This window comes from Ectopseudomonas alcaliphila, assembly GCF_900101755.1.
Classification (GTDB): Bacteria; Pseudomonadota; Gammaproteobacteria; order Pseudomonadales; family Pseudomonadaceae; genus Aquipseudomonas; species Aquipseudomonas alcaliphila.
On record NZ_FNAE01000001.1, the window covers coordinates 1278575 to 1297887 of the forward strand.

The following is a 19313-nucleotide window of genomic DNA, read 5'->3' on the forward strand; positions in this document are numbered from 1 at the left end:
AGGAGCCCGCTTGCGGGCGATGAACAGGTTTGCAATCGCCCGCAAGCGGGCTCCTACTTTTCATTTGCGCACCTTGGCCGAGAACAGCCCTTGCGGGCGCAGCATCAGGATCAGCACCACAGCGGACAGGGTCAGCACCTTGGCCATCGAACCACTGGTGAAGAACTCCAGCAGCGATTGCGCCTGAGCGATGCTGAACGCCGAGGCAATGGTGCCGAGCAGGCTGGAGGCGCCGCCGAACACCACCACCAGGAAGGTGTCGACGATGTACAGCGAACCGGCTGTCGGCCCGGTCGAACCGATGGTGGTGAAGGCCGCGCCCGCCACGCCGGCCACGCCGCAGCCAAGGGCGAAGGTCATGCGGTCGACGCGCTTGGTATTGATGCCCACGGAGCGCGCCATCACCCGGTTCTGCATGGTGGCGCGTACCTGCAGGCCCCAGCGCGAGCGGTAGATCATCAGAAACAGCAGCGCGGTAAGCAGCAGGGTCAGGCCCATGACGAACAGGCCGTTACGCGGAATGTCGATGGCCTCGGTCGGGTTCCACGACCCCATCAGCCAGTCCGGCAACGTGGCACTGACTTCACGCGCGCCGAAGATCGAGCGAAAGCCCTGCTGCATCACCAGGGACAGGCCCCAGGTAGCCAGCAGGGTATCCAGCGGACGCTGGTAGAGCTTGCTGATCATCGCCCACTCCACTAGCCAGCCGATGGCGCCGGCGATGAAGAACGAGAGAATGATCGCGAGGAAGAAATAGTAAGGTCCGAAGGCCGGTGCGTAGCTGGACGTCAGCGAGGACACCACGAAGGTGGTGTATGCGCCGATGGTGAGAAACTCGCCATGGGCCATGTTGATCACGCCCATCTGGCCGAAGATGATCGCCAGCCCCAGAGCCATCAGTAGCAGCACGCAGAACACGGACAAACCGTTGAACCCCTGCATGGCTGCGATGGCGCCGAATTCCGATAGCCATTCCATGTCGATGGTCTCCAGAAGAAAACAGAAAGGCCTGTAGGAGCCGGCTTGCCGGCGATCCATTCATCGCCAGCAAGCCGGTTCCCACGAGAGGGTGTTACTTACTGGTAGCCTGCCGGGAAGGGGTTCGGCTCGATCAGGTCGGACTCGAACACCACCTTGAACTGACCGTCTTTCTGCACTTCACCGATGCGGGTCTTGCTCCACAGGTGATGGTTGTCGTGCACCTTGACGTAGCCTTCCGGCGCGGTGTCCAGCTCGATGCCTGGGGAAGCGGCAACCACCTTGTCGATGTCGAAGCTGCCGGCTTGCTCCACCGCGGCTTTCCACAACCATGGGCCGAGGTAGGCAGCCTGGGTCACGTCACCGATCACCGCGTCCTTGCCGTACTTGGCCTTGAAGGCTTCGACGAAGGCAGCGTTGTTCGGGTTGTCCAGGCTCTGGAAGTACTTCATCGAGGCGTAGAAGCCGGCCATGTTCTCGCCGCCGATACCCAGCAACTCGTCTTCGGTCACCGACAGGGTCAGCAGGGTCTGCTTGTCGGCAGTCACGCCGGCGGCCTTCATCTGCTTGTAGAAGGCGACGTTGGAGCCACCGACCACGGCAGCGAACACCACGTCAGGTTTGCGCAGCTTGATCTTGTTGATCAGCGAGCCGAACTGGGTGTTACCCAGCGGGTAGTACTCTTCGCCGACGACCTTGCCGCCGAGCACGTTCTCGATGTGCTTGCGCGCAATCTTCATCGAGGTGCGCGGCCAGATGTAGTCCGAACCCAGCAGGTAGAAGGTCTTGGCGCCCTTCTCCTTGGCGACCCAGTCGAGGCCCGCGAGGATCTGCTGGGTCGCTTCCTGGCCGGTGTAGATGACATTCTTCGACTGCTCCAGGCCTTCGTAGAAGGTCGGGTAGTAGAGTAAGCCGTTTTCCTTCTCGAACACCGGCAGCACCGCCTTGCGCGAGGCCGAGGTCCAGCAACCGAACACGGTGGCGACCTTGTCGCCGACCAGCAGCTTGCGCGCCTTCTCGGCGAAGGTCGGCCAGTCGGAAGCCCCATCTTCCTGAATGACCTTGATCTGCCGGCCGAGCACACCACCACTGGCGTTGATCTGCTCGATGGCCAGGCGCTCGGCCTGGATCGAACCGGTTTCGGAAATGGCCATGGTGCCGGTGGCCGAATGCAGAATGCCGACCGTGACCTCGCTGTCGGTCACCGCCAGGCCGGTAGTGTTCACCTCGGCGCTGGCCACATGGCTGAACAGGCTGGCCGCCAGCAGCGAGAGCGCTGCCGCCCCCACCGCCAGCCGGCGTGGAAGAAGTCGAATCGGTTGAGAGTCCATGGTCGTGCTCCTGTGCTGGTTATTCGTGCCGAACCACGCCGGCTTCGCAGTCAGGATGCGTCGCCCCCGGCAAGCGGGGTATACGCAGCATGACGTAAGGGCATACGTCATCTGACGTACAGCGCCCTGCCCCAGCCTGGTGCAAGCTGAGCGCAGAAAAACCAGGCAGACAGAAGCCCGCGCGCGCGGCAGAGACCTCGCCGAGCCGGGGCATGGAAGTTGCAATTTCTACGCACCGTAGGAGCCCGCTTGCGGGCGAGGCGCCCTTCCTGGTCACGCAGATCGCCGGCAAGCCGGCTCCTACAGGGACGCGCGACAGGGACGGTCTTACCCGATAACGCCAGCAGGACTTCGCCCGTGCAGCCAACCGGCACCCAGCGCATCATCAAGATCCGCCGCGACTACAACGCCTGGGTCGCCGACGAGACCATGGAGGACTACGCCCTGCGCTTCACGCCCAGGTCGTTCCGCAAATGGTCGGAGCTGCGCATCGCCAACACCGCACTCGGCGCCGTGTCGTTCCTCGCCCTGGAAGCCATCGGCGGCGCCCTGGCGCTGTCCTACGGCTTCACCAACACCCTGTGGGCGATCCTCGCGGTCAGCCTGGTGATCTTCCTCACCGGCCTGCCGATCAGCTACTACGCCGCCCGCTCCGGCCTGGACATGGACCTGCTGACCCGTGGCGCCGGCTTCGGCTACATCGGCTCGACCATCACTTCGCTGATCTACGCCAGCTTCACCTTCCTGTTCTTCGCCCTTGAGGCGGCGATCATGGCGCTGGCCCTGGAGTTGTACTTCAACATCCCGCTGGCCCTGGCCTACGTGATCTGCTCGATCATCATCATTCCGCTGGTGGCCTACGGCATCACCCTGATCAACCGTCTGCAGATGTGGACGCAGCCCGTGTGGCTGTTTCTGCTGGTGCTGCCCTATGTGTTCGTCATCGCCAAGAACCCCGAGGCGCTATCGGACTGGACCAGCTTCGCCGGCCGCGAGGGCGAACCCGGCAGCTTCAACCTGCTGCATTTCGGCGCTGCCTGCACCGTCGCCCTGGCCCTGATCACGCAGATCGGCGAGCAGGTCGACTACCTGCGCTTCCTGCCGGAAAAAACCCGCGCCAACCGCGTGCGCTGGTGGACGGCACTGCTGCTGGCCGGCCCCGGTTGGATCATCCCTGGCGCGTTGAAGATGCTCGCCGGCGCCTTCCTCGCCTTTCTCGCCCTGCAGCATGAAATCCCCATGGAACGCGCCGCCGAGCCGACGCAGATGTACCTGGTGGCCTTCAACTACGTGTTCGCCTCGCCGCAATGGGCACTGGCGGCCATGGTGCTGTTCGTCATCGTCAGCCAGGTGAAGATCAACGTCACCAACGCCTACGCCGGCTCGCTGGCCTGGTCGAACTTCTTCGCCCGCATTACCCACAGCCACCCCGGTCGCGTGGTGTGGCTGGTGTTCAACGTGGCCATCGCCCTGATGCTGATGGAGCTGGGCGTGTTCGAAGCGATCGAGGAGGTACTCGGTCTCTACGCCAATATCGCCATCGCCTGGATCGGCGCGCTGGTGGCCGACCTGGTGATCAACAAGCCGCTGGGCCTGTCGCCGAAATACATCGAGTTCAAGCGCGCGCACCTCTACGACATTAACCCGGTGGGCGTCGGTGCCATGCTGATCGCCTCCCTGCTCTCGGTGCTCGCTCATGGCGGCCTGTTCGGCGCCCTGGCACAAGCGGCTTCGCCAGCCGTGGCGCTGGGTTCGGCATTCCTGCTGGCGCCGCTGCTGGCCTGGCTCACTGGCGGGCGCTACTACATCGCCCGCGAGCGCCAGCCGCACCTGCTCTATCCCCATACCGAAGCCGGCCAGGTGCAGTGCGGTCTGTGCAACAACCGTTTCGAAGAGCCGGACACCGCACACTGCCCCGCCTACGGCGCGCCTATCTGTTCACTGTGCTGCTCGCTCGACGCACGCTGCGAGGATCGCTGCAAACCCAGAGCCCGCCTGAGCGATCAGCTCGACGACTTCATCGGCTGGCTCTTCCCGCGCGTTTCCATCCCGCGCCTGCACAGTCGCCTGGCGCAGTACCTGGGCCTGCTGAGCCTGCTGGTGCTGATGCTGTTCGGCGCACTGGCGCTGATCTACAGCCAGGTGTCGCTGAGCCTGCTGACACAGGAGCCAGAAGTCCGCCAGACCCTGTTCCAGGCTTTCCTCAAGGCCTTCCTGACCCTCTCGTTGTTCGCCGCCATGCTCGCCTGGTGGCTGGTACTGACCCGCGAAAGCCGCCGCGTGGCGCAGGAGGAATCGGATCGGCAAACCCTGCTGCTGATGCAGGAGATCGAAGCTCACCGCAAGACCGACGAAGCCCTGCAGCAGGCCAAGGAGGCGGCGGAGTCCGCCAACGCGGCGAAAAGTCGCTACGTCACCGGGCTCTCGCACGAGTTGCGCACGCCGCTCAACAGCATCCTGGGCTACACCCAGATCCTGCAGCGTGACGCAGCCATGCCGAGCCAGCACCAGGATGCCCTGGCCACCATCCTGCGTAGCGGTTCGCACCTGCTGTCGTTGATCGACGGCCTGCTCGACGTGGCCAAGATCGAAGCCGGCAAACTGCACCTGGAACTGGCGGAAATTCCCTTCCCGGAATTCATCGACCAGATCGAACGCATGTTCACCCCTCAGGCCGCCGAGAAAGGCCTGCGTTTTCGCCTCGAATGCATCGGCCGCATGCCGGCAGTGGTGCGGGGCGACGAGAAACGCGTGCGGCAGATCCTGATCAACCTGCTGGGCAACGCGGTGCGCTTTACCGAGCGTGGCGAAGTGCGTCTTCGCGTCGGCTACATGCGCGAGACGGCCACCTTCGAGATCATCGACACCGGTATCGGCATCGCCCCGGAACAGATCGAGCGGATCTTCCAGCCCTTCGAACGCGGCGACCTGATGCGCCAGGACAACGGTGTCGGCCTCGGCCTGACCATCACCCGCATGCTCACCTCACTGATGGGCGGCGAGCTGTCGGTGCACAGCGAACCCGAGCAGGGCACACGCTTCCAGGTCCGCCTGTTCCTCTCCGAAGTACGGGTGCCGCAGGCGGTGGTGCACGTCGAGCACGACATCATCGGCTACCAGGGCGAGCGCAGGCTGATCCTGGTGGTGGACGACCATCTCGAACATCGCCGCGTGCTCGCCGGCATGCTCGAACCGCTGGCTTTCCAGGTCATCCAGGCCGCCAGTGGCCAGGAAGCGATTCGTCAGGTGGCGCTGCACAACCCGCATCTGATCCTGATGGACCTGTCCATGCCGCAGATGGACGGCTGGGAAACCAGCCGCCTGATTCGCCGCAACACGCGGTGCCAGGCGCCGATCATCGTGATCTCCGCCAATGCCTTCACCGACGACCGCGAACGCAGCGTCGCCGCCGACTGCGACGACTACCTGGCCAAACCGGTGTACACCCCGCAGTTTCTCGAACGCATCCAGCAGCAGCTCGGCCTGACCTGGCTGCGCCGCACCCGGGAGCAAGCGCCACCGCCTCAGGCCATCACGTTACCCGGCAGCGACGACCTGCAGGCGCTGCGCGAACTGGGCGCTCTGGGTTACGTGCGCGGCATCCAGCAACGCCTGGACGATATCGACCAGCGCCACCCGGCCTGCGCCGGCTTCACCGCCGCCTTGCGTTTACTGGTGAAGAACTTCCAGCTCGACGAATTCAACCGCCAACTGAAGGAGGCCGAACATGAATGCGCCACTCCACCAGCCTGAGTCGTGCTCGCCCGCCAGCCTGTCGGCCGAGCGCGGCATCATCCTCATCGTCGACGACACACCGGACAACCTCGCGCTGCTCTCCGACGCTCTCGACGACGCCGGCTACATGGTGCTGGTAGCACTGGACGGTGTAAGCGCTCTAGGCCGGATCCAGCGGCGTAGGCCCGACCTGATCCTGCTCGATGCGATGATGCCGGGGCTGGACGGTTTCGAGACCTGTCGGCGAATCAAGGCTGAGCCGAGCAGCGCCGATATCCCGGTGCTGTTCATGACCGCACTGACCGACAGCGAGCATGTGGTGCAGGGCTTCGAGGCCGGCGGTATCGACTACGTGACCAAGCCGATCAACCCCGAGGAGGTACTCGCCCGTGTCGCCTCGCACCTGCGCACGGCGCGCATACTCCAGGCCGCGCGTGCTGCATCGAAGCCGGTCAGCCTCAGCCTCGACGATGCCCCCGCCTATGCCAAGCTATCGGCGCGCTTCCAGCTCACCGAGCGCGAAGTGCAGGTGCTGCGCTGGGTGGCCTGCGGCAAGACCAACCGTGATATCGGCGACATCCTCGGCCTCAGCCCGCGCACGGTGAACAAGCACCTGGAGCACGTCTACGTGAAGCTCGGCGTGGAAACCCGCACCGCCGCAGCCTCGGTGGCCATGACAGCGATGGGCGAACAGCGCCCATAGTCTGGGCTTGTCAGAGACCGACATCCCGTGTGTCTCGGCAACCGCTTGCCTTGGCCTGAGCGCCCCCTCGCGCTCCCAGTGCCGTTACTCGGAATGCTCATCCTCCAGTGTCCAGGCCACCAGCGAGTCGCCCATACGCGTGCCGAACGAGCCGTGTCCGCCGGCCATCACCACCACGTACTGCTTGCCGGTCTTTTCCGAGACGTAGCTGATCGGCGTGGCCTGGCCGCCGGCCGGCAGCCTGTCCTTCCACAATTCCTCGCCGGTGCGCATGTCGTAGGCGCGCAGGTAGTAATCCAGGGTGCCGCTGAGAAAGCCCAGGCCACTGGCGGTGATCAACGGGCCACCGAGGTTCGGCACACCAACGGTCAGGGGAATACCCAGCGGCGCGCTGTCGCGGCTGGTGCCGTTCTTGCGCTGCCACACCTTGTCCATGCTGCGCAGATCGACTGCCGTGACATAGCCCCATGGCGGCGCCTGGCATGGCAGCCCCAGCGGTGACAGGAAAGGCTCCAGGCTGACCATGTAAGGCGCACCGAGGTTGGGTTGCAGGCCGCGTTCGCTGCCACGGGCGCTGGCCTGCCCAGCGTCCCCCTCACGCTTGACCAGGCGTGAGACGAAGGCCAGGTAGTTGGGTGCGCCGAACAGAATCTGCCGCTGCGGATCGACCGCCACCGAGGGCCAGTTGAACACCCCGACATTGCCCGGGTAGATCAGCGAGCCTTGCTCCGACGGCGGGGTGAAGTCGCCTTCGTAACGCAGGCGGTGGAACTGGATGCGGCAGATCAACTGGTCGAACGGCGTACCGCCCCACATGTCGCGCTCGCGCAGCGGCTCATCCGGGGCATAGCTGAGTGCGGAGGCCGGCTGGGTCGGTGCGGTGAAGTCGCCCTCCACCGTGCCCTGCGGCACCGGATGCTCGCTGACCGGCACGATAGGTTCGCCGCTGCGCCGGTCGAGCACGTAGAGGTCGCCGCGCTTGGTCGCCTGGATGATCGCCGGCAGCGGCCCTTCGGGGCCTTCGATATCCACCAGGGTGGGCTGGGACGGCAGGTCGCGGTCCCAGAGGTCATGGTGCACGGTGCGAAACTCCCAGCGCACCCGTCCGGTTTCCAGGTCCAGCGCTACCAGCGCCGCCGTGAAGCGCTCGGCCTCGGGGCTGCGCTGCACGCCCCACTGGTCAGGCGTCTGGTTGCCCATGGGGATGTACACCAGGCCCAGTGCCTCATCCGCCGTGGCGATGGTCCAGGAGTTCGGCGTGCTGCGCACGTAGGTTTCTCCGGCCGGCAGCGGCTCGGTGGCATCGGGGCGGCCAGGATCGAAATTCCACACCAGCTCGCCGCTACGTACGTCGTAGGCACGGATCACCCCACCCGGCGAATCCACCGAGCCGTTGTCGGTCACCGAACCGCCGACTATCACCAGTTTCTCGGTGACCACCGGCGGCGAGGTGGGCAGGTAGACGCCCAGCGCGTCGTCGCCCAGGCCCACCTTGAGATCGACAATGCCGCCCTCGCCGAAATCCTCGCAAGGCTTGCCGTCGTGCACATCGAGCGCGTACAGCGTGGCGTCGTTGGTCGGCAGGAACAGGCGCTGGGTACAGCGCGGCGGTGCCTGCGGCGAAAGCTCGGGGAGCGCGCCGTCTCGCGCCGCGATCAAGGGGCCGGCATAGGCTGCCGCATCGTGGTAGGCCAGGCCGCGGCAGGTCATGTGCTGGTAATACTCGGCCTGGCGGTTGATGGCCGGGTCGAAGCGCCAGCGTTCCTCGCCGCTATCGGCGTCCACGGCGATGGCGATGCTGTGTGGCGTGCAGATGAACAGGTTGTCGCCGATCTTCAGCGGCGTCACCTGATTGGTCAGCTCACCGGGATCGCCCTCGCCACGCAGATCGCCGGTGTGAAACTCCCAGGCCTTCTTCAGCCGCCCGACGTTGGCCGAGGTGATCTGCTCGGCGCTGGCGTAGCGATCGCCACGCGACGAGCCGCCATAGGCGGTCCATTCGCTGGCCGAACGACGGATTGGCACTACGGTGGTAGCGGCCATGCGCGGCTCGTCGAAACGACCGGGCAGGCGATGGTAATCCTGCGTCAGCGAATAAACCGCCGTGCCCGCGCCCAGCAGCAGGCCGATACCCAGCACCACGCTGGCACCGTCACGCCAGGGCTGCCCGGGCGCGATGTGTCGGTTGATCCAGGGCAGCAGCAGCCACAGGCCGAGTACGCACCACAGGTCGATACGCGGCGCCATCTGCCACCAGTCGAAGCGCACCTCGTAGATCGTCCAGGCCAGACTCGCCAGCAGCACCAGGGCATACAGCCACAAGGCCGCACGCTGACGGCGATGAATCAGCACACCCACCAGCAGCAGGCCGAGGCCGGCCAACAGGTAGTACCAGGACCCGCCCAGCCACAGCAGATAGGCGCCGCCAAGCGCCAGCAGTACGCCCAGAATAGCGACCAGCCAGGCCGTCAGCTTGATGCGCAGGGGCTGCGCCTTGTTGTTCTCAGTCATTGCTCGCTCCCCGAATCACTGCCCCGTCCAGACCAGGGCCGTGATCTGTGGATGCGAAGTGAGGATGAGAGTTCAGCGATTCTGCGGCGGCATGAGTGACAGGCAGCGCGGCTGCGCACTCCCCGCGTCGCCAGTGTTGGCATAAAGTGGCGCCTGAACCGATTTGCCCTGGAGCACCAATGGCCCACCCGAACATCGTCATCCTCACCGGCGCTGGTATCTCCGCCGAGAGCGGCATCCGCACCTTCCGCGCCGCTGACGGCCTGTGGGAGGACCACCGCATCGAAGAGGTGGCCACGCCCGAAGGCTTCGCCCGTGATCCGGCGCTGGTGCAACGGTTCTATGACATGCGCCGTGCCCAGCTGCGCGACCCGGCCATCGCTCCCAATGCCGGGCATCTGGCCCTCGCCGAGCTGGAGGCCGGATGGCAGGGTGAGTTCCTGCTGGTCACGCAGAACGTCGACAACCTGCACGAACGCGCCGGCTCCAGGCGCTTGCTGCACATGCACGGTGAGTTGCAGTCGATGCTGTGCAGCAACAGCCAGCAGCGCTTCCCACTACTGGAGGACATGCCGGTCAGCCAGGCGTGCGCCTGCTGCGGCCTGGTCGGCACCCTGCGCCCGGATATCGTCTGGTTCGGCGAAATGCCCTATCACATGGAACGCATTTACGACGCGCTGGAACAGTGCGAGCTGTTCGTCAGCATCGGCACCTCGGGCCACGTCTACCCGGCGGCGGGTTTCGTCGAGCAGGCGCGCCAGGCCGGCGCGCATACGCTGGAGATCAATCTGGAACCGAGCCAGGGCCATTCGCTGTTCGCCGAGAAACGCTATGGCCCGGCCACCGAACAGCTGCCGCGCTGGGTGGCGGAGCTGTTGGCGGGTTGAACGTCAAAATGTAGGAGCCAGCTTGCTGGCGATCAGCATCGTGCAGGATCGCCGGCAAGCCGGCTCCTACCAGTTGTCCCTCAGCCAGCCGCGGCGTCGACGGGCGCCGCCGCTTCGGCCGGCACCTCAGGCTCCGGGCTGAATACGCCGTTGCTCCTGGCGTAGTACCCCAGGCCCAGCACCAGCAGCAGCGCCAGAACCCACGGCCACACCACCGGCTTGTTGGCATAAGGATCGCGCAGTGCGCGGTCGCTGCCCTTGGGCAGTTCTGCGATCTGCGTGAGGGCGGTGCCGAAGGGGATGCTGATGCGCGCCTGGGCATTCACCGCCCAGCCGTTGCCATCGAGGATCGGCCCCAGGCTGCGACGCCGCAGCTTGAACCAGGCCAGCAGCATCGCCGGGCCGGAGATGGCCAGCAGCACACCGAGCAGCAGCAGCGGAACCTGCCACCAGGCCAGTGACAGAATCCCCGTGAGCACCGCCGCCAGGGCCGTACCCAGGGCACCGACCGCCAGGCCGATGGCAGCGAAGATACCGGCGAACTTGGCAATATCGAAAGCCGGGGCAGGCGTCGCGGCTGGCGCAGCACCGGTTTCCCCAACCTTGGTCGCGGTCTTGCTGACCATGTCGGCGTCGCGGCTGGCAGCCAGCTTCTGCACCTGGTCGGAAACCAGCTTGGAAATGCGTCGATACGGCGACCAGAACGCCTCGCGAATGCTGATGGCGTGCTGCACCACCTTGACCACGGTGGCATCCCAGTCGTTGCCGTCACGGTCGTAGAACAGGCCATGGCGCCCGGCCTGAAGATCGCCTTCGCTGCCGGCAGTCACCGCCACCACGATGTTCAGCGTCTCCTTGCCGCGTACCGGCTCGCCACGGCGAGTGCAGGTGCAGTAGAGCAGGAAGCAATCACTGGCCGTCGCCACCTTGGCATGCGCCTCGATGTCGCCAACCTCCACCACCAGCTCGCAGCTCTTGCCGTCGATATAGAGCACGCCAGCCTGGAACACGGCCTTCTCCTGACGCGAATAGAAGACCTGGAAGGACACGAAGTTGCGCAGCAACCGGACCAGGCCGTGACGCAGGCGAATCAGTTTGTCCAGCTCGACCAGACCGCCCGCTGCTTCGGCCACGGTCTTGTCTTCTTCGACCAGCGCCAGCAGGCGAGCCTCTGCGCCCAGCTCGACCAATTCGAGAATACGCCCGCGCTCGAGCACCTCGGCAATCGCCACGTTCGGCGTCTCGGCGCGCCAGGTCAGATAGCTGCCGCACAGTGCGACCAGATGCTGCCACTGCTCGCGCGACAGACTGTCCTGCTCGCCATATACCGGCACCACGACGCGCTGGCGGAACTCATCGATGGCGCGTTGCCAGGCCGGGTTGAGGCCCTTGCTCAACGGCAGCTCGTCGCCGTGCTGCACAGTCGCCAGGGGCAGGCTGGCCAATTCGCCGGCATCGGCCAGCGACAGCGACGCCAGACGCACCAGCTCCTCCTCCTTCGCATTCATCAGCGCGGCGGCGCGCGGATCGAACTCGGCCATGGCCACGCGGGTGAAGTAATCGTCGATCTTGGCCCGCACGGCGCTCAGCGCCTCGACTGCCGCCACGGTGCCTTCACCGAAGGCATCCAAGCCCTGCTCGGCGGCGCGCGCATGCCAGGCGTGCAGCTGCCGCGCCTGATCGAAGAAGGCGGTGATCTGCTCGGCGCCGATGGCGGGCTCACCACTGCGGTCGGTCTGCGCGCCCAGACAGGCGATGATGTCGGCGATGGCGGCCTTGAGCTCGGCATCATCGGTCATACTGGCCGGCACCAGACCGTCGCCATTGGGTTGCTGTGGTGGGAACAGCTTCGCCAGGTCTGCAGTATCGGCGGGGGTCAGGCTCTCGGTATCGGGCCGCCCGAGCACGCCCAGCAGGCGCTGCGCAGCCAGGCGCAGGCCTGCGCCCACGGCATCGTCGGTAAGCGACGACAGCTGCAGCGGGCCGTCATGAAACAGCACGGCAGGGTCGGCCAGACGCGCCAGCGTCCAATCGACCACATCGAGAATTTCCGGGGCGCGGATACGACCGTCATTGTTCAGGTCGATGTATTGCAGCATGCGCCGATCCAGCTCCAGGTTGTTCACCGGGCAGGCCAGGCTGGCCCAGAGCTTCTGGTCCAGACTGCGCAGGGCGGCGAGGTCGGCGGGGGTTTCCAGTTGCACCTGATCGAAGCCGCCGGCACGGAAGAAGCGCCAGCGATGCGCGAGAGCTTGAGTCATCTACAGAAGGTCCTTTCTTTGTGAGGGCGACTGCGCCACGAAGCCAGCGCGGGGCCGTCGCGGCGAATCGTCGCGAGGCCCCGTCAACAGACTCCTACTTGCCCGGCGCTGTTCAAATCAGTGTAACCGAGCCGCAGGACCATGCGCTTATTGCGCCTCGACCGCCATCGGCTGTGCCTCGGGCTGCTTGATCAGCGCATAGAGCACACCTGTGACCAGGCTGCCGGCCACGATAGCCAGCAGGTAGAGCAGCGCGTGATTGATGGCGTTGGGGATCAGTAACACGAACAGACCACCGTGCGGCGCCATCAGCTTGCAGCCGAAGTACATCGACAGCGCCCCGGTCAGGGCACCACCGGCGATACTCGCCGGGATCACCCGCAGCGGGTCCTTGGCCGCGAAGGGAATCGCCCCCTCGGAGATGAAGCACAATCCCAGCACGCCAGCCGCCTTGCCCGCCTGACGTTCGCTCTGGGCGAACTTGCGCCGCGCCAGTACGGTGGCGATGGCCATGCCGATGGGCGGCACCATGCCCGCGGCCATGGTCGCCGCCATCGGCGCGTAGCTGCTCGAGGCCAGCAGACCGACGGAGAAGGCATAGGCAGCCTTGTTGATCGGCCCACCGAGATCGACGCACATCATGCCGCCAAGCAGTACGCCGAGCAGGATCGCGTTGGTGCTGCCCATACCATCGAGAAAGGCCGTGAGCCCCGCCAGCATGCCCGCCACCGGGCTGCCTACCAGATAGATCATCACCAGCCCGGTGAACAGGCTGGCGGCGAGCGGGATGATCAGAATCGGCTTGAGCGCTTCCAGACTCTCCGGCAGGCGCACCCAGCGGGCAATGGCCTTGGCCGAATAGCCGGCGAGAAAACCGGCGATAATGCCGCCAATAAAGCCAGCCCCCAGCGAACTGGCGAGTAGCCCACCGATCATTCCCGGTGCCAACCCCGGCCGGTCGGCAATGGAATAGGCGATGTAACCGGCCAGCACCGGCACCATCAGTTTGAATGCCGCATCACCGCCAATCTGCATCAATGCGGCGGCAAAGGTGCCCTCCTCCTTGAACGCCTCAATGCCGAAGACGAACGACAAGGCGATCAACAAACCGCCCGCCACCACCATCGGCAGCATGTAGGACACACCGGTGAGCAGGTGCTTGTACGGGCCCGTCTTCTCGCCGCTGCCGGTAGCGGCCTTGCCTTCGGCCGATGCCGACTCGCTCAGCGGGCGCGCCTCGCTCAACGCCCGCTCCAGGGTCTGCTGCGGCTGCTTGAGCGCCACACCGGTGCCGCAACGGTAGACCTTCTTGCCGGCGAAGCGGCTGGTGTCCACCTCGATATCGGTGGCCAGCAGCACGGCATCGGCCGCGGCGATGGCGGCCTCGTCGAGCAGGTTGCGCGCGCCCACCGAGCCGCGGGTCTCCACCTGCAGGTCGATGCCCATGCGCATAGCCGCCTGCTGCAGCGCTTCGGCGGCCATGAAGGTATGCGCCACGCCGGTCGGGCAGGCGGTGACCGCGACCAGCCGGCGGCGGCCATCCGGCGCTGCCTCGTCGCTTTCGCCATAGGGCTGAGCACGCTCGGCCGCTTCACGCAGAAAACGCTGCGGGTCGGCCAATGCCTCGGCCGGCGAAGCCTGGAACAGGCGCTTGCCGGCAAAACGGGCCAGCGACAGCTCACCGGTCTTGACCACCAGCACCCAGTCGGCGGCGGCGATCTGCGCCTCGCTCAATGGCGAACCAATCGCGCGCGCGTCATGCACCTCGACACGGGTTTGCCAGCCCAGACGCTCGGCCGCGGCCTGCAACAGCCGCGAACACAGCACGCTGGTGACCTGACCATTGGGGCAGGCGGTGACGATCAGCAGATTCATGGAGGGTGCCTCTTATTTTTCTAAAGGGTGCAGTTGCACGGCCGCTTCGAAGCGCGCCAGTTGCTCGCGATCATGGATGCCGAAGCCGATCTGGGTGACGGCTTGCGCTGCCACCGCCGTGGCCAGGCGCAACGTGCGCTCGGCCGCCCAGCCTTCGAGCAGACCATGCAGGCTGGCAGCCAGCAGCGAGTCGCCGGCACCGACCGTGCTGGCCACTTCGACACTCGGTGGTATGGCACGCAGGGCGATGCCCGGCCCATGCCAGTCGACGCCATCTGCACCACGCGACAGCAGCACGTGCTCGATACCTTGCGCACGCAGGGTCTGCACGGCAGCCGGCAGGTCGCTGCCGCACACCTCGGCCAGCTCGTGCTCATTGGGCTTGATCAGCCAGGGCGCGACGCCCAGGGCCGCCTGCAACGCCGCACCACTGCTATCGACCACCAGCGGCACACCGCTGGCCTTGATCCGCCGCAACAGTCCGGCGAACCACTGCGGGGTCACGCCACGCGGCAGGCTGCCGGCCACCACCACGGCGTCATGTCCGGCGAGCAGCGGCTGCAGCTCGTCCTCCAGGCGTTGCAAGTGTTCGGCCTCGACCTGCGGGCCGGGGCCGTTGAGGTCGGTGATGCAGCCGTCGGCTTCGGCCAGCTTGATATTGCTGCGTGTCTCGCCCGGCACCCGGACGAACAGGTCGTGAAAGCCGCGCTTGTGTATCAGGCTTTCGAACGGCGCGGCGTTGGCGCGGCCGAGAAAACCACCGACGCTCAAGGTGTGGCCGAGGTCGGCCAGCACCTGGGCGACGTTCAGCCCCTTGCCGGCAGCGTGGCTGCGCAGCTCATGGCAGCGGTTGATCGCACCGGGCTGCAAGCGGTCGAGACGCAGGGTCAGGTCCAGCGCCGGGTTCAGGGTCAGGGTCAGAATTCGAGCCATCAGTGCATCTCCGCCACCAGCGCGCGCACGGCGCTGGCACTGTCCAGGGTCAGGGCGCGATCAGCCAGGGTTCGCGCCTGGCGGCTGTCCAGCTCGCGCACGCGCGCCTTGACCAGGGCAATCGAACGCGGCGTCACACTCAACTCATCGACCCCCAGGCCGACCAGCAGCGGTACAGCCAGACGGTCGCTGGCCAGTTCGCCGCAAACGCCGACCCACTTGCCCTGGGCGTGGGCAGCGGTCACGGTCATCTCGATCAGGCGCAGCACGGCCGGATGCAGGCCATCGGCCTGTGCCGACAGCTGCGGATGACCACGATCGATGGCCAGGCAGTACTGGGTCAGATCGTTGGTGCCGATGCTGAAGAAATCCACCTCGCGCGCCAGCACCGGCGCCAGCAGTGCTGCCGAGGGCACTTCGATCATGATGCCGATCTGCAGGTCGCGTACCTCGATCTCTTCGCGCAGACGCTGCACCATGTCCCGCGCCGCACGCCACTCTTCTACCGAACCGACCATGGGAAACATGATCCGCAGCGGGCGGCCATCGGCCGAGGCGAGCAAGGCGCGCAGCTGGGTTTCCAGAATCTCCGGACGCTGCAGACTCAGGCGAATGCCACGCACGCCGAGAAAGGGGTTTTCTTCGGCCGGCATCGGCCAGTACGGCAGGGGCTTGTCGCCACCGACATCCAGCGTGCGCACCACCAGCGGGCGCCCGTCCAGTGCATCGAGTACACGCCGGTATTCACGCTCCTGCGCGGCGTGATCCGGCGCCTGGGCATGCTCCATGAACACCAGCTCGGTGCGCAGCAGACCCACCGCTTCGGCGCCCAGCTCCACCGCATCGGCGGTTTCACCGCTGGCACCGATATTGGCCGCCACCTCCACACGCACACCATCGCGGGTCTGCGCAGGGTTGAAACGCTCGGCATGCGCCTGCTCGCGACGCAGCTGCGCCGTCTCACGTTCATGCAGCGCCTGATCGCGCTCGGACGCATCCGGGGCGATGCGCAGCAGGCCACTGTCGCCATCGAGCAGCAAGGGCGTGCCCTGCGCCAGCGCCAGTACGCCATCACCGGCACCCACCACGGCGGGGATGCCCAGGGCGCGGGCGATGATCGCGCTGTGCGCGGTGGCGCCACCGCGCGCGGTAACAATGCCGGCGACGCGCTGACGGTCGAGGCCGGCGACGTCCGACGGCACCACTTCAGCCATCACCAGGATGTAAGGTTCGTTCGGCTCACTGGGTAGCTCGACGCCACACAGATGCGCCAGCACGCGGTTGCCGATATCACGCAGGTCAGCCGCGCGTTCGGCCAGCAGCGGGTCGTGCAGCGCCTCCTGGCGCCTGGCCGCCGCCTCCACCTCGACCTGCCAGGCCGCTTCGGCGCTGGCACCCTTGCCCAGGCGGGCCTCGACGTCTTCGCGCAGCGCCGGATCAGCGAGCATGGCCAGGTGGGCACTAAAGATTTCCCGAATGCTCGCTACGCCGGCGCCGTCGACCAGACGTTGAACCTGCGTGGCGACGACAGCCAGGGCGGTGTCCAGCCGCGCTCGCTCCTGTTCGAGACCCTGGCCCTGCTCGGCGAAATGAAATTGCGGTGGTGTGCGTACCAATGCCGGGCCGATGGCGATACCGGGCGAAGCTCCGACCGCCAGCAAGCGGCTACCAGCAACCGGGGCGACCGCCTCGACCGGCTCAAGCTGCGCCGCCACCTCGGGCAACGCCTCGCTCAGCGGCTCGACTGCCTCGCCCAGGCCACTTTCCAGAGCGGCACGAATGGCCGGCAGTGCGCCGTCGGCAATCGCCGGCTCGACGCTGAATTCGAGCATCTGCCCACGACGCGCGCCCAGCGCCAGCAAACGGCTGAGGCTTTTCGCCGAGACCCCGGCGCCCGTATCGCCCAGCAGGCGCACGCGGATCTCACCGGTGAACCCCTGCGCCAGCTCGCTCAGCGCCTTGGCCGGGCGCGCATGCAGACCATGGGCATTGAGCAGCGGCACGCTGAGGCTGGGCCAGTCCGGCGGCACTTCACCACCCAGCGCCTCGATCACCTGGCGACTATCGCTGGCCTCGCTGAACGCCGCTGCACGACCGCCGATCAGCACATCGCACAACCGCTCCAGCGCCTGACGATGCGCCTCGCCCTGGCTGGCCAGACAGAACAGACCCCGCAACGCCTCGCCGCGAAAACTCAGCGGCTGCGCCGGGGTGACGAAGGCCAGGCCAGGACGCTCGACGCTGGCCTCGCTGTGCAGCCACCACAGACCATCGCCCAGCGGCAACGGCTCGCCCCGCGCCAGCCCGAGGGCGAAGCCGCTGCGCGCACAACCGGCCTGGCGCAACAGGCGCGCGCCCTGCCAGAGCAATTCGTCGAAATCTTCAGCTGGCTGCCCCAACGCCACCAGTTGGCCGTCCAGCGCCAATGCCTGCGGCGCGCCCTGCAGCAACTCCAGTATCTGCGCCGGGTCGCTGGCCTCGCGCAACGCCTGGCTCAGATCCCCCTCGCCCAGGGCGCGGGTCAGCAGTTGCAGCAGGTGCAGGTGTTCGTCGGACTGTGCGGCGATGGCGATAGCCAGGTAGACCTGCTGGCCATTACCCCAGTCCACACCGGCGGGGAACTGGATCAGGCTGACGCCGGTGCGCAGCACCTGATCGCGGGTCTGCGGCGCGCCATGGGGAATGGCGATGCCCTGACCAAGGAAGGTCGAGCCCTGAGCTTCACGCGCCTGCAGGCCTTCGAGATAAGCCGGAGTGGCCAGGCCGGCACTGGCCAGCGCATCGCCGAGCATGGCCAGGGCTTCGCCCTTGTTCTCCGCCGCCCGGCCCATCTGGATTTGGCTGGCATCAAGTTCGAGCATGGTGGTCTCCGACTTATTGTTTTGGCTAAGACTAGCTGATGAATTGTATTGCTGAAACGTTTCATCAAACGCTGGCACCTTATCCGATAATGGGTAATCCTTGAAGCCCGGTCGTCGTCGAGTCGGTGTAGACTCGCCGCGCTCGCACGCTCGAAACCTCTTCTCTATGGTGCTGCGCCCGTGAAACTCAGCGACATTGCCCGCCTGGCTCAGGTCTCGGTGACCACCGCCAGCTACGTGATCAACGGTCAGGCCGAGCGCCGGCGTATCAGCCCGGCGACCGTGGCCAAAGTACTGGCGGTGGTCGAGGAACATGGCTATCGCCCGGATCAGCAAGCCGCCAGCCTGCGCCGCGGGCAAAGCCGCTGCCTGGGTTTCATCCTGCCGGACCTGGAAAACCCCAGTTATGCGCGCCTGGCCAAGCTGCTTGAGCAGAAGGCCCGCGCCGCCGGCTATCAGTTGCTGATCGCCAGCTCCGACGATGACCCGGGCACCGAGCGACAGTTGCTCGAGCTGTTCCGCTCGCGCCGCTGCGAGGCGCTGATCGTCGCCAGCTGCCTGCCAGCGGACGACCCGCTGTATCCCGCCATCGTCGCCGCCGGCCTGCCGGTGGTGGCGGTGGATCGGGCGCTGTCGCCCACGCATATCCGCTCGGTGGTCAGCGATGACGAGCAGGCCGGGCACACTCTGACCGAAAGCCTGCTGACACCCAGCCCTCGCCATATCGCCCTGCTCGGTGCCCGTGCCGAGCTGGTCATCAGCCAGGCCCGTGAACGCGGCTTCCATACGGCACTGGCTGGCTTCGACGGGCGCGTCAGCGTCTATCACGGCGAGCTGTTCAGCCGCGCCTGTGGCTACCGGCAGATGAAGAGGCTAGTGGAGGAAGTCGGCCCGCCCGATGCCTTGCTGACCACCGCCTACGTATTGCTCGAAGGGGTATTCGATGCGCTGCGCGAACAAGGCAGCGAACAGTGGCCAGCGGTGCGCCTGGCCACTTTCGGCGATACCCAGCTACTGGATTTTCTGCCCCTGCGAGTCAATGCCATGAGCCAGCAGCATGAGCGTATCGCTGAACGGGTGCTGGCCTGGACGCTACGGGCAGTGGAACAGAACGACTATCAGCCCGGCATCGAAGCCATCGGCCGCAGCTTCAAGGACCGAACCCAGAGGTAAGGGGCGCCCTGCGCACCAACTGCTGGAAAAGATCGGAGCGCGCAGCGCATCCTACAGCTCGCTCT

At 66.1% G+C, this 19313-nt stretch carries 11 protein-coding genes; 4 read left to right on the forward strand and 7 right to left on the reverse strand.

Going from position 1 to position 19313, the window contains the following annotated elements; all coding sequences use genetic code 11:
- Positions 1-60: 60 nt before the first annotated feature.
- Both urtB and urtA read right to left on the reverse strand, forming a co-directional pair.
- Positions 61-978, reverse strand: a complete 918-nt coding sequence (urtB, locus tag BLR77_RS06160) for an urea ABC transporter permease subunit UrtB (RefSeq protein WP_017678851.1) — start codon at positions 976-978, stop codon at positions 61-63.
- A gap of 98 nt (positions 979-1076) precedes the next feature.
- On the reverse strand, positions 1077-2309 hold the full coding sequence (urtA, locus tag BLR77_RS06165) for an urea ABC transporter substrate-binding protein (protein ID WP_074675966.1): 1233 nt from the start codon (positions 2307-2309) through the stop codon (positions 1077-1079).
- 357 nt (positions 2310-2666) lie between these two features.
- Between urtA and BLR77_RS06170 the strand changes: the two genes are divergently transcribed.
- Positions 2667-6062 carry an ATP-binding protein gene (locus BLR77_RS06170; RefSeq protein ID WP_074675968.1) on the forward strand — a complete coding sequence of 1132 codons (3396 nt, stop codon included), beginning with the start codon at positions 2667-2669 and terminating at the stop codon, positions 6060-6062.
- Positions 6037-6747 (forward strand): response regulator, encoded by a 711-nt coding sequence (locus BLR77_RS06175; RefSeq protein ID WP_074675970.1) that lies wholly within the window; start codon positions 6037-6039, stop codon positions 6745-6747. The genes BLR77_RS06170 and BLR77_RS06175 overlap by 26 nt, the downstream gene beginning before the upstream one ends.
- An 84-nt stretch (positions 6748-6831) precedes the next feature.
- Here BLR77_RS06175 and BLR77_RS06180 read toward each other — a convergent pair whose 3' ends face one another.
- Positions 6832-9258 carry a membrane-bound PQQ-dependent dehydrogenase, glucose/quinate/shikimate family gene (locus BLR77_RS06180; protein WP_074675972.1) on the reverse strand — a complete coding sequence of 809 codons (2427 nt, stop codon included), beginning with the start codon at positions 9256-9258 and terminating at the stop codon, positions 6832-6834.
- Positions 9259-9437: 179 nt separating this feature from the next.
- Between BLR77_RS06180 and cobB the strand changes: the two genes are divergently transcribed.
- Positions 9438-10145: a Sir2 family NAD+-dependent deacetylase gene (gene cobB / locus BLR77_RS06185; protein ID WP_074675974.1), complete on the forward strand. Its 708-nt coding sequence runs from the start codon at positions 9438-9440 to the stop codon at positions 10143-10145.
- A gap of 80 nt (positions 10146-10225) precedes the next feature.
- Here cobB and BLR77_RS06190 read toward each other — a convergent pair whose 3' ends face one another.
- The 4 genes from BLR77_RS06190 to ptsP all read right to left on the reverse strand — a co-directional run bounded on the left by BLR77_RS06190 (position 10226) and on the right by ptsP (position 18075).
- Entirely contained in the window at positions 10226-12406 is a 2181-nt protein-coding gene (locus tag BLR77_RS06190; RefSeq protein ID WP_074675976.1) for a hypothetical protein, read from the reverse strand.
- Between the two features lie 147 nt (positions 12407-12553).
- On the reverse strand, positions 12554-14281 hold the full coding sequence (locus tag BLR77_RS06195) for a fructose-specific PTS transporter subunit EIIC (protein ID WP_074675978.1): 1728 nt from the start codon (positions 14279-14281) through the stop codon (positions 12554-12556).
- A 12-nt stretch (positions 14282-14293) separates the two neighbouring features.
- Complete coding sequence (gene pfkB / locus BLR77_RS06200; RefSeq protein ID WP_074675980.1) at positions 14294-15214, reverse strand: 1-phosphofructokinase; 921 nt, start codon at positions 15212-15214, stop codon at positions 14294-14296.
- Positions 15214-18075, reverse strand: coding sequence for a phosphoenolpyruvate--protein phosphotransferase (ptsP, locus tag BLR77_RS06205; RefSeq protein ID WP_074675982.1), 2862 nt, complete (start codon positions 18073-18075; stop codon positions 15214-15216). Before ptsP ends, pfkB begins: the two co-directional genes overlap by 1 nt.
- A 180-nt stretch (positions 18076-18255) precedes the next feature.
- On the opposite strand from ptsP, the gene cra reads away from it, so the two are divergent.
- Entirely contained in the window at positions 18256-19248 is a 993-nt protein-coding gene (cra, locus tag BLR77_RS06210; RefSeq protein WP_074675984.1) for a catabolite repressor/activator, read from the forward strand.
- The last annotated feature ends 65 nt before the right edge of the window (positions 19249-19313 follow it).